Source organism: Brachybacterium squillarum M-6-3 (genome assembly GCF_000225825.1).
GTDB classification, from domain to species: domain Bacteria; phylum Actinomycetota; class Actinomycetes; order Actinomycetales; family Dermabacteraceae; genus Brachybacterium; species Brachybacterium squillarum.
Genome location: NZ_AGBX01000007.1, coordinates 70567 through 81997 on the forward strand (window position 1 = coordinate 70567; position 11431 = coordinate 81997).

8 protein-coding genes and 1 tRNA gene are annotated in these 11431 nt (G+C 71.8%); 7 read left to right on the forward strand and 2 right to left on the reverse strand.

What is annotated here, in order from left to right:
* Window positions 1–81 precede the first annotated feature (81 nt).
* Window positions 82–1551 carry a pyruvate kinase gene (gene pyk, locus OM98_RS09890; protein ID WP_010534463.1) on the forward strand — a complete coding sequence of 490 codons (1470 nt, stop codon included), beginning with the start codon at window positions 82–84 and terminating at the stop codon, window positions 1549–1551.
* A gap of 518 nt (window positions 1552–2069) precedes the next feature.
* On the forward strand, window positions 2070–3023 hold the full coding sequence (locus OM98_RS09895; protein WP_010534464.1) for a hypothetical protein: 954 nt from the start codon (window positions 2070–2072) through the stop codon (window positions 3021–3023).
* 182 nt (window positions 3024–3205) lie between these two features.
* On the opposite strand, the gene OM98_RS09900 is transcribed toward OM98_RS09895, so the two are convergent.
* Window positions 3206–3288: transfer RNA gene (locus OM98_RS09900), tRNA-Leu, on the reverse strand.
* Between the two features lie 133 nt (window positions 3289–3421).
* On the opposite strand from OM98_RS09900, the gene OM98_RS09905 reads away from it, so the two are divergent.
* Entirely contained in the window at window positions 3422–4063 is a 642-nt protein-coding gene (locus tag OM98_RS09905) for an ANTAR domain-containing response regulator (RefSeq protein ID WP_139017685.1), read from the forward strand.
* Window positions 4060–5409: a type 1 periplasmic-binding domain-containing protein gene (locus OM98_RS09910; RefSeq protein WP_010534466.1), complete on the forward strand. Its 1350-nt coding sequence runs from the start codon at window positions 4060–4062 to the stop codon at window positions 5407–5409. Before OM98_RS09905 ends, OM98_RS09910 begins: the two co-directional genes overlap by 4 nt.
* A gap of 32 nt (window positions 5410–5441) precedes the next feature.
* Here OM98_RS09910 and OM98_RS09915 read toward each other — a convergent pair whose 3' ends face one another.
* Window positions 5442–5948, reverse strand: a complete 507-nt coding sequence (locus OM98_RS09915; RefSeq protein WP_010534467.1) for a PaaI family thioesterase — start codon at window positions 5946–5948, stop codon at window positions 5442–5444.
* A gap of 57 nt (window positions 5949–6005) precedes the next feature.
* Between OM98_RS09915 and polA the strand changes: the two genes are divergently transcribed.
* The 3 genes from polA to OM98_RS09930 all read left to right on the forward strand — a co-directional run bounded on the left by polA (window position 6006) and on the right by OM98_RS09930 (window position 11430).
* Window positions 6006–8696 carry a DNA polymerase I gene (polA, locus tag OM98_RS09920; RefSeq protein ID WP_010534468.1) on the forward strand — a complete coding sequence of 897 codons (2691 nt, stop codon included), beginning with the start codon at window positions 6006–6008 and terminating at the stop codon, window positions 8694–8696.
* Window positions 8697–8962: 266 nt separating this feature from the next.
* Complete coding sequence (gene rpsA, locus OM98_RS09925) at window positions 8963–10447, forward strand: 30S ribosomal protein S1 (RefSeq protein ID WP_010534469.1); 1485 nt, start codon at window positions 8963–8965, stop codon at window positions 10445–10447.
* Between the two features lie 152 nt (window positions 10448–10599).
* On the forward strand, window positions 10600–11430 hold the full coding sequence (locus tag OM98_RS09930) for an HAD-IIA family hydrolase (protein ID WP_010534470.1): 831 nt from the start codon (window positions 10600–10602) through the stop codon (window positions 11428–11430).
* Window position 11431 lies beyond the last annotated feature (1 nt).

Here is an 11431-nt window from a genome sequence, read left to right on the forward strand (position 1 = left end):
CGGCACTGTGCGCGCGTTCACCCCTGCGCAGTGGGCGCCGGCCGGGCCGCAGCCCTTACCTCCAACGACAGATGGGTTGACATGCGAAAAGCGAAGATCGTCTGCACACTCGGTCCGGCGACCAACACCTACGAGCAGATCAAGACGCTGATCGAGTCCGGGATGAACGTGGCCCGGATGAACCTCAGCCACGGCTCGCACGACGATCACGAGAAGGTCTACGAGAACATCCGCCGCGCGGCGGAGGACCTCGGCCGCAACGTGGCCGTGCTCGTGGACCTGCAGGGGCCGAAGATCCGCCTCGGCAAGTTCTCCGACGGCCCGCATCAGCTCGCGGTGGGGGACACCTTCACCATCACCACCGATGACATCGCGGGCACCAAGGAGCGCGTCTCCACCACCTTCAAGGGCCTGCCCGGCGACTGCCGCCCCGGCGACGTCCTGCTGATCGACGACGGCAAGGTCTCGGTGCGCGTCACCGACGTCTCCGACACCGACGTCACCACCGTCGTCGAGGTCCCCGGCCCGGTCAGCGACTCCAAGGGCATCAACCTGCCCGGCGTCGCCGTCTCCGTGCCCGCCATGAGCGAGAAGGACATCGACGACCTCCGCTGGGGCCTGAACCTCGGCTGCGACCTGGTCGCCCTGTCCTTCGTGCGCGACGCCCACGACATGGACGACGTCCTGCGCATCATGCAGGAGGAGGGCCGCCGTGTCCCCGTCATCGCCAAGATCGAGAAGCCGCAGGCCGTCCGCGCGCTGCGCTCCATCGTCGGCGCCTTCGACGGCATCATGGTCGCCCGCGGCGACCTCGGCGTGGAGCTGCCCCTGGAGCAGGTGCCGCTCGTGCAGAAGCGCGCCATCGAGCTGGCCCGCCGCAACGCGAAGCCGGTCATCGTGGCCACCCAGGTGCTCGAGTCGATGATCACCAGCCCGCGCCCCACCCGCGCCGAGGCCTCCGACTGTGCCAACGCCATCCTGGACGGCGCGGACGCGGTCATGCTCTCCGGCGAGACCAGCGTGGGCGCCTACCCCTTCGAGACCGTGCGGACCATGGCCCGCATCATCACCAACACGGAGGAGAACGGCGCCGACCGGATCATGCCGCTGGGCACCATCCCGCACACCCGCGGCGGCGCCATCACCCGCGCGGCCGCGGAGATCGGCGACCAGCTCTCCGCGCAGTACCTGGTGACCTTCACCGAGTCCGGCGACACCGCCCGCCGTCTGGCGCGCCTGCGCCCGACCATTCCCCTCATCGCGCTCACCCCCTACGAGGAGGTGCAGCACCAGCTCGCGCTCTCCTGGGGCATCGAGGCCTACCTGGTGCCGATGCAGAAGGACACCGACGCGATGGTGCAGGTCGTGGACGACCTCCTGCGCGAGCAGAAGGGTCTGCAGAAGAACGACCTGGTCATCGTCGCCGCCGGTTCGCCCCCCGGGGTGCACGGCTCCACCAACTCGCTGCGCGTGCACCGCATCGGCGACCTGGACGGCACCGAGTCCGCCAAGATCGAGGCCGACAGCATCGCTTCCGGCGAGAAGAACTGATCACCCGCTGATCCCCCGCGACGCCCCCGCCGGACCCGTTCCGACGGGGGCGCCGCCATGCCCGGGGCCGGTCCGATCGCCCCGCCCCCACCCATCCCGGCCCCTGCGCCCGATCCGCCGTCGAGAACGCCTTTGGGGTTGTCCTGGGGCCTGATGGCAACCCGAACGTCGTTCTCGAACGTGGCGGTGCGCACCCGGACCGAGCCCACCATCCGGGCAAGCTACGGCACCTGGAACCTCGCGCTGTCCAGCAGCATCCGGGAGACACCGGGGGACCCCGGTTCTCCCGGACCGTCGCCAGCACCTGGTGATCCGGGAACGAGCACTGTCGTGCGGGTCCCGCGCTGCGCGATCCTCGCTTCGCGTGCGGTCCTCACCGCCACGGTGCGTTACTTCTCTCAGCTCTCCCTCTTTCGCTCTCACGGACCTGTCGACGGGGAGGGACCGCTCACCCGTGCCTGATCAGGCCGCTGGGGACGAGTCCGGAGCGAGGCGAACGCTCGCGGTTCACTGCATCCATGTCCTCACGGATCCGCCCCCTCGACGACGTGCCGCTGGCGCCGGTGTTCACGACGGGTGAGGCGCATGCCCTCGGCGTCGGCCCGCAACGGCTCCGTGCCCCGGACATCCTCACCGTCGTTCGGGGTTTCCGTGCGCGGCGCGACGTGCCCTACACGGTCCGCGACGTCGTCGCCGCGCTCCAGCGGGGGCGCCCGACCATCGTGGCCTGCGGGCTGACCGCAGCGCATCTCTGGGGGCTCCCGCTTCCCCCGGACCAGGGACGCCGCGGCGATCGGTCCCCGCTCCGGGAGGAGGCCCTCGAACTGAACGAGGCGGGATCGCACCGCAGGCCCCGCCCGGGCATCATCTGGCATCACCGGGAGTACGCCCCTGCCCAGGTGGTGCTCCGCACCGGACTTCGCCTGACGACTCGCGTCACCACCTGGCGCGACCTTGGTGCCGTCCTGCCCGTCGATCACCTCGTGATCATCGGGGACCACCTGGTTCGGGTCCCGCGACCGGGCCTCGAGGGTCGTGACGAGCCGTACGCGACGGTCGAGGACCTCCGGGCCGTGCTCCGGGACTGGTCCGGACGGGGCGCCCGTGCCCTCCGTGATGCCGTGGAGCTGATCCGGGTGGGATCCGACTCACCCGCCGAGACCCGACTGCGGCTGGCGTGCGCTCGAGCGGGGCTCCCACCGCCGCGACGGAACGAGCGCATCCACGGGGATGGGGTGGATCCCGGTGTCCCCGACTCGAGCTGGGATGAGTGGCGCGTGTGTGCCGAGCACGAGGGCCCGAGCCATCTGACTCCCGGGCAGCTGGAGCGCGACATCGAACGCGGCGAGCGCCGCCGTCGGCACGGCTGGATCGAGGTGCGCACGACCGCTCGCGACCTCAGAGCAGGCGGCGCGCGCGCAGTGCACCGCATCACGGAAGCGCTGCGCAGCCGCGGATGGAGCCCGCGATGAGTCGGCTTTCCGCCCGGGGAGGCGTCGAGATCTGCGTTCAGGTTGCCGTGAGTACCCAGGACAACCCGAACGTAGATCTCGACGGGGGAAGTGGGGAGGACTGGGGCCCAGCGGGGAAGGTGCGCGGGGTCAGGGGCGGGCGGGACGACCGGGCCGGGCCGTCCGGGCAGGGAGGGGCGGGGTGCCGGGTGCGGGACTCGAACCCGCACGCCCTCGCGGACAGCGCATTTTGAGTGCGCCGCGTCTACCATTCCGCCAACCCGGCTCGGCCCCAGGCGACAAGGGCCTGGACTAGGATACGGGTGATGACCATCGGTCCTGTGCACCCCGGTCCGTCGGCGCCCCCGCGGCGTGGCGCTGACCGGGTGGTGCCGGACCCCACCGAGACACAGGGTGACATGAACGACGAGACCACCACCGATCCCGACGCGACCCCGGACCAGGACGCCGAGGCCCGCACCCGCACCGCGGTCGTCGCCGAGGACGAGAGCCTCATCCGCATGGACATCGTGGAGACCCTCACCGAGGCCGGCTTCGAGGTCGTCGCCGCCGTCGGGGACGGGGAGAGCGCGATCTCCAAGACCCGCGAGCTGCGACCCGACGTGGTCGTGCTCGACGTGAAGATGCCGCAGACCGACGGCGTGACCGCGGCCGAGAAGATCGGCGAGGAGAACCTGGCCCCCGTGGTCATGCTCACCGCCTTCTCCCAGTCCGAGCTGGTCGAGCGGGCGCGCGACGCCGGTGCCATGGCCTACGTGGTCAAGCCCTTCACCCCCGCGGACCTGCTGCCCGCCGTGGAGATCGCGATCTCCCGGCACGCGCAGATCGTGCAGCTCGAGACCGAGATCGCCGACCTCGGGGAGCGCTTCGAGACCCGCAAGCGGGTGGACCGCGCCAAGGGCCTGCTGCAGACCAACATGGGCCTCAGCGAGCCCGAGGCCTTCCGCTGGATCCAGAAGACCTCGATGGACCGCCGCCTCACCATGCGCGAGGTCGCTGACGCGGTCGTCGACCAGCTGGGCGGCCAGGGCAAGGAGTGACCCCCGCTCCGGCCCGTCCCGCTCGTCGGGAACTGGGCCGGAGTGCGGCCGTCGCCGCCCTCGCGCTGGGCCTCGGGGCCTGCGCCCGCGAGCAGGCGGAGGAGCCTGCCCCCACCGCCGCGCCCGTCCCCACCCCGGACGAGCCCCTGATCCTCGCCTCCCTCGGCTCGGCCGCCGGCCCTCTCGCCGACGGGGAGGAGAGCATCGCCACCGCCCTGGCCGAGGCGATGATCGACGTGAACGCGAGCGCCGACGGCGTCTTCGGGCACAGCGCCCGACTGCTCGACAGGAAGCTCGTCGACGGCCCCGAGGACGACCTCGTCGGGATCGTCCAGGGCTTCGCGGAGGCGGGCGCGAGCGCCGTCATCAGCAGCCTCGACGAGGAGACCCTCGCCGCCGCCCTGCCCGCGCTCAGCGAACAGGGCCTGGCCGTCCTCGACCTCACCACCAGCGGGATGAGCGTGCGCGCGGCGGAGGTCGACACCGCCGGGATGCTGCTGCGGCTGAGTCCCAGCATGCGGATGCTCGCCGTGCACCTCGCCGAGGACGCGCTCGCGGTCGACACCGGGGACGACGGCACGGCCCCCGGCACCGTCACCGTCCTCACCGAGGAGACCGCCGCCGGCACCAGCCTCACCGAGGAGCTGTCCCGCGTGCTCGATCCGGCAGGCGGCGCCGTGCTCGCCGAGCACCGCTACCCCGTCGGAGGCCCCGACGAGGCCCGCCGCGGGGAGATCGTGCAGGCCGTGCTCGCCGAGCCCACGGCCCTGCTGATCCTCCACGGCGGGGACGAGGCCGGCGCCCTGCTCGCTGCGCTGCACACCGCCGCCGAGCAGGAGGAGAAGCAGGCACCGCCGGTGTGCCTGTTCCCCCGCGCCACGATCGACCGCACCGCCGAGGAGCTCCCCGAGGGCACCCTGGACCAGGTGACCGGCTTCCGGATGGGCGGCGCCCTGCCCGAGGACTTCGCGAACCTGCTGCTGAACGCCGATGCGGAGCTGCGGCACCCGCGCCCGGGACGCACCCAGCAGGCCTACGACGCGGTCGTGCTCGCGGCCCTCGCCGCCGAGGCCGCCGCCTCCCGGCGCGGCAGCGCGCTGGCCACCGCCCTCCCGAGACTGCTCACGGGCGCCCAGGCCTGCACGACCGCGGCGGACTGCGCGGCCCTGATCCGGGAGGCCCGCACCGCGAGCCGCACCCCGAGCACCGCCTATCGCGGCGTGACCGGGGAGCTGGTGCTGGGGGAGAGCGGCGACCCGGTCCGTGCCGAGGTCACCCCGATCTCCTACGACGCCAGCGGCGCCGCGGTCGAGGAGGAGCCGCGCACCCTCGAGCTGGAGGAGTGACTCCGCGGCCCGTCGACCCGCGAGAGGGCGCCTCAGCCGCGCGGGGGCAGCAGCATCGTCTGCACGGTCACGGTGCTGAGCAGGCGCTCCTGATCGTCGTGCACCTCCACCAGGTAGCTGGCGAGCTGCCGGCCGGCGTGGATCACCCGGCAGGTGGCGGTGACCTCGCCGCTGCGACCGGATCGGTGGTGGAGGGCCGAGACCGAGGTGCCGACCGCCTGCGCGCCCTCGCCGTGCACGTCGCGCGCCCGGAGGATGGCGGCCATCGAGGCCACCGATTCGGCCAGGGCGATCGTGGCGCCGCCGTGCAGCAGCCCGGCGGGCTGGGTGTTGCCCGCGACCGGCATCGTCATCACGCCGCCCGAGGCGTCCAGGGAGACGATGCGCTGACCGGTGCGCTCGAGCAGCGTGCCCTCCATCGCCGCGGTGAGCCGGGCCAGCAGCGCCTCCTGCCCCGCGTCGCTCCCGGTGCCGCTCGGGCTCGGCGCGGACTCGGGGGCTGCGGGGGTGGATCCGTCGGGACGCGGGGTGTCGGTCATGGGGCGAGCCTGCCACAGCGAGCTGCTCTGTCGGGGCCGCATGGGAGGATGGCGGTCATGAGCGGTGACGAGCGCAGTGAGACCCGGTTCCTCCTGATCGACGGGCACGCGATGGCCTTCCGGGCCTTCTTCGCGCTCCCGGCGGACGGCTTCAGCGACGGCCGCGGCCAGGCCACCAACGCGGTCTACGGCTTCACCCGGATGATCATCAACGTGGTCGCCTCCGAGCGTCCCACCCACCTCGCCGTCGCCTTCGACCTGCCCGGCGGCACCTTCCGCGACCGCATCTACGACCAGTACAAGGCCGGCCGCGACGAGACCCCGCCGGAGTTCTCCGGCCAGATCGGCCTGATCCAGCAGGTGCTCGACGCCCTCGGTGTCGCCTGGTTCACCGTCGAGGACTACGAGGCCGACGACATCATCGCCACCCTCGCCACCCGCACCGCGGCCGGCGGCGGGGCGGTCTCCATCGTCTCCAGCGACCGCGACGCCATCCAGCTGGTCACCGAACAGGTCACCCTGCTGCAGCCCATCAAGGGCGTCACCGAGATGCGCCGCATGACCCCCGCGGCGGTCGAGGAGAAGTACGGGATCCCCCCGGAGCGCTACCCGGATCTCGCCGCCCTGGTGGGGGAGAGCGCCGACAACCTGCCCGGCGTGCCCGGCGTGGGTCCGAAGACCGCCGCCAAGTGGATCGTGAAGTACGGCGACCTCGACGGCATCCTCGCCTCCGCGGAGGAGATCACCGGCAAGGCCGGCCAGAACCTGCGCGACCACCTCGAGGACGTGCGCCGCAACCGTCGCATGAACGCCGCCGTCACCGACCTGGACCTTCCCGGGGAGCTGGAGCGCTGCGAGCTCGGCCGCGGCGACGCGAGCACCGTGCACGCCGTCTTCGACGAGCTCGCTTTCGGCCCCACCATCCGCCGTGACCTGCCCGGCGCGCTGCTCGCGGGCGAGGAGATGGCCGCGGCGGAGACCACCAGCGACCTGCCCGAGCTGCAGCGCCCCGACTCCTCGGCCCTGCCGGGCCTGCTGGAGGGCGCCTTCGCCGGCGGCGCGGCCCTGGCCGTGGACGGCAGCTGGGAGCTGGGGGAGGGCGACGCCTCCGCGCTGGCCCTGTCCACCGCGGACGACCTCGCCGTGATCGACCTCGGCGCCCTCGACGACACCGCCGAGCGGGCCCTGGCCGGCTGGCTCGAGGACACGGGCATCCCGAAGTCCGCGCACGACACCAAGCTCGCCGCCCACCAGCTGGCCGGCCGTGGGCTGAAGGTCGCCGGCTGGCACACCGACCTCTCCATCGCCGAGTTCCTCTGCCGCCCCGACCAGCGGCCCGTCGACCTCGCGGCCCTCGCCCTGCGTCACCTGCAGGAGGACCTGCAGGTCGCCACCGCCGCCGCCCAGCAGGAACTGGACCTCGACGCGAGCGACACCGGCGCCGAGCAGCTCGGCCGCGCCGCCGACGCCGTGCGCCGCCTGGCCGAGCTGCTGCGCACCGACCTCGAGGCGCACGACGCCCTGGCCCTGCACGACGACCTCGAGCTGCCGCTCGCCCACGTCATCGCCGAGCTGGAGGCCGTCGGCATCGCCGTGGACGACCAGGTGCTCGCCGAGCTCGACACCGAGCACGCCGCCGAGCAGGAGCGCGTCGCCGAGTCCGCCTACTCCCACGTCGACGGGGACCGCATCAACCTGGGCTCCCCGAAGCAGCTGCAGGAGGTGCTGTTCGAGCGGCTCGGGATGCCCCGCACCCGCCGCACCAAGACCGGCTTCTCCACCGACGCGGAGTCCCTTGCGGACCTCTTCGAGAAGACCCGGCACCCCTTCCTGGCGGACCTGCTGGCCCACCGCGACGTCACCAAGATGCGGCAGATCATCGACACCCTGCGTCGCTTCATCTCCCCGTCCGGGCGGATCCACACCACCTTCCACCAGACCATCGCGGCCACCGGTCGGCTCTCCTCGAACAACCCGAACCTGCAGAACATCCCCACCCGCACGGAGCAGGGACGGCGCATCCGCTCCGCCTTCCACCGCTCCGAGGGCTACGCGGCGCTGATGACAGCCGACTACTCGCAGATCGAGATGCGGATCATGGCGCACCTGTCCGAGGACGAGGGGCTCATCGAGGCCTTCCGCTCCGGGGAGGACCTGCACCGCTTCGTCGCCTCCCGCGTCTTCGACGTGGACCCCGAGGACGTCGACGGCGCGATGCGCTCGAAGACCAAGGCGGTCAGCTACGGCCTGGCCTACGGGCTGAGCGCCTTCGGGCTCTCCCGCCAGCTGCGCATCTCCCAGTCAGAGGCCACCGCCCTGCGCGACGGCTACTTCGAACGATTCGGCGGGGTGCGCGACTACCTGCGCCAGAGCGTGGAGACCGCCCGCTCCACCGGGTACACCGAGACGATCCTCGGCCGCCGCCGCTACCTGCCGGACCTCACCAGCGACAACCGGCAGCGGCGCGAGAACGCAGAGCGGGTGGCGCTGAACTCCCCGATCCAGGGCAGCGCCGCCGACATCATCAAGCTGGCCATGCTGCGGGTGCAGGACGCCCTCGCCGAGGCCGAGCTCGCATCCCGGGTGCTGCTGCAGGTGCACGACGAGCTCGTGCTCGACGTCGCCGAGGGCGAGGAGGAGCGGCTGCGCGAGCTGGTCGCGACCGGCATGGGCGAGGCCTTCGAGCTGTCCGTCCCGCTCGAGGTCGGCATCGGCGTCGGCGAGAACTGGCTGGCCGCCGCCCACTGATCCAGGGCACCGCCGGCGCCCCGGGTGCGGGCGGTCACATCGGTCCCGCCCGTCGCCCCCACACCCTCGCCGTCCAGGCCGTGCCCTGCTAGGCTACTGACGGTCTGCGCGCCCCCGTGCCCACTCCCGGGTGCCCGCGCGCGATCCGTCCCGAGCCATCGGGTGCGTGCCGCAGGAGCCCCCGAGCCCCGAGGTCACGGCCCGGCCCAGGGCGGCGCACGTCCATCGTTCCTACTCATTCCTGTCCCGACGGAGTCCTTACCTACATGACCGAGACCACGACCCCCCAGATCGCCATCAACGACATCGGCGGCGCCGACGAGCTCATGGCCGCCATCGATGCCACCATCAAGTACTTCAACGATGGCGACATCGTCGAAGGCACCGTGGTGAAGGTCGATCACGACGAGGTCCTCCTGGACATCGGCTACAAGACCGAGGGCGTCATCCCCTCGCGCGAGCTGTCCATCAAGCATGACGTCAACCCCGATGAGGTCGTCGAGGTCGGCGACGAGATCGAGGCCCTGGTCCTCCAGAAGGAGGACAAGGAAGGCCGCCTGATCCTGTCCAAGAAGCGCGCCCAGTACGAGCGCGCCTGGGGCACGATCGAGCAGATCAAGGAGGACGAAGGCGTCGTCACCGGTCGCGTCATCGAGGTCGTCAAGGGCGGCCTCATCGTCGACATCGGCCTGCGCGGCTTCCTCCCGGCCTCTCTCGTGGAGATGCGTCGCGTCCGCGACCTGCAGCCCTACGTCGGCCAGGAGATCGAGGCGAAGATCATCGAGCTGGACAAGAACCGCAACAACGTGGTCCTGTCCCGCCGGGCCTACCTCGAGGAGACCCAGTCCGCGGTCCGCTCGGACTTCCTGCAGACCCTGCAGAAGGGCCAGGTGCGCGAGGGCGCCGTGTCCTCCATCGTCAACTTCGGTGCCTTCGTGGACCTGGGCGGCGTCGACGGCCTGGTGCACGTCTCCGAGCTGTCCTGGAAGCACATCGACCACCCCTCCGAGGTCGTCGAGGTCGGACAGAAGGTCAAGGTCGAGGTCCTGGACGTCGACATGGACCGCGAGCGCGTGTCCCTCTCGCTGAAGGCCACCCAGGAGGATCCCTGGCAGCTCTTCGCCCGCACCCACGCCATCGGCGAGGTCGTGCCGGGCAAGGTCACCAAGCTGGTCCCCTTCGGCGCCTTCGTGCGTGTCGAGGACGGCATCGAGGGCCTGGTGCACATCTCCGAGCTGGCCCAGCGCCACGTGGATCTGCCCGAGCAGGTCGTCACCGTCGACCAGGACGTCTTCGTCAAGGTCATCGACATCGACCTCGAGCGTCGCCGCATCTCGCTGTCTCTCAAGCAGGCGAACGAGGGTGTGGACCCGGAGGGCGACGACTCGACCTTCGACCCGGCGCTGTACGGCATGGCCGCCGAGTACGACGAGAACGGCGAGTACAAGTACCCCGACGGCTTCGACCCGGAGACCAACGAGTGGCTCGAGGGCTACGACTCCCAGCGCGAGGAGTGGGAGGGCCAGTACGCGGCCGCCTACGAGCGCTGGACCGCCCACAAGGCGCAGGTTGCCGAGGCACAGAAGGCCGACGAGGAGTCCGCCGCCCAGGGTGGCCAGAGCGCTTCGTCCTCCACCCCGGCCCCGGCCGCGCAGAACGCGTCCTCCTACCAGTCCGCCTCCGCGGACGAGGGCACCCTCGCCTCGGACGAGGCGCTGGCCGCGCTGCGCGCCCGCCTCACCGGCAACTGATCGGCCCCGGGGCCGCCCCCGCGTCGGCCCCGGACCCGAGCTGATCCGCGACCCGGTCCCCACCACGGGGGCCGGGTCGCGGCATGTCCGGACCCGGTGGGCTACGGCCCGACCTGGGTGCCTTTCCGGCCCGGTGATGGCAGACTGCGCCCATGCCCACCAAGCTCGAGGACGCCCCGATCCACTCCTGGCTCACCGACATGGACGGCGTGCTGGTGCACGAGCAGTCCGCCCTCCCCGGAGCCCCCGAGTTCATCTCGGAGCTGCAGCGCTGGGGACGCCCTTTCCTGGTGCTGACCAACAACTCGATCTTCACCCCGCGGGACCTCTCCGCGCGGCTCTCCCGCGCCGGCATCGAGCTGCCCGAGGAGTCGATCTGGACCAGCGCGCTGGCCACCGCGCGGTTCCTGGCCGAGCAGACGCCTGGCGCCGCCGCCTACGTGATCGGCGAGGCCGGCCTCACCAGCGCCATGCACGACGAGGGCTTCATCCTCTCGGACACCGACGTGGAGTTCGTGGTGCTGGGGGAGACCCGAACCTACTCCTTCGAGGCCATCACCCGGGCGATCCGCCTGATCGGCCAGGGCGCCAAGTTCATCGCCACCAACCCGGACGTCACCGGCCCCAGCGCCGAGGGTCCTCTACCCGCCACCGGCGCCGTCGCGGCGATGATCACCGCCGCCACCGGCATCCAGCCGTACTACATCGGCAAGCCCAACCCGCTGATGATGCGCACCGCGCTCAACCGCATCGGCGCCCACTCGGAGACCTCCGTGATGATCGGCGACCGCATGGACACCGACGTGAAGTCCGGCCTCGAGGCCGGCATGCGCTCGATCCTCGTGCTCACCGGCTCCACCCACCGGGTCGACATCGAGAAGTTCCCTTACCGGCCCACCGCGGTGCTCGAGGGCGTCGCCGAGGTGGTGCCGCTGGTGGAGCGGATGACCCCGGAGATCTCCGAGGAGCTCGGCGAGGACTGAC

Excerpts from the sequence above, each read along its gene's own strand:
- OM98_RS09895 (WP_010534464.1), top strand. The coding sequence starts at position 2,070 with ATGTCCTCACGGATCCGCCCCCTCGACGACGTGCCGCTGGCGCCGGTG.
- OM98_RS09905 (WP_139017685.1), top strand. The coding sequence starts at position 3,422 with ATGAACGACGAGACCACCACCGATCCCGACGCGACCCCGGACCAGGAC.
- pyk (WP_010534463.1), top strand. The coding sequence starts at position 82 with ATGCGAAAAGCGAAGATCGTCTGCACACTCGGTCCGGCGACCAACACC.
- polA (WP_010534468.1), top strand. The coding sequence starts at position 6,006 with ATGAGCGGTGACGAGCGCAGTGAGACCCGGTTCCTCCTGATCGACGGG.
- OM98_RS09915 (WP_010534467.1), bottom strand. The coding sequence starts at position 5,948 with ATGACCGACACCCCGCGTCCCGACGGATCCACCCCCGCAGCCCCCGAG.
- rpsA (WP_010534469.1), top strand. The coding sequence starts at position 8,963 with ATGACCGAGACCACGACCCCCCAGATCGCCATCAACGACATCGGCGGC.
- OM98_RS09930 (WP_010534470.1), top strand. The coding sequence starts at position 10,600 with ATGCCCACCAAGCTCGAGGACGCCCCGATCCACTCCTGGCTCACCGAC.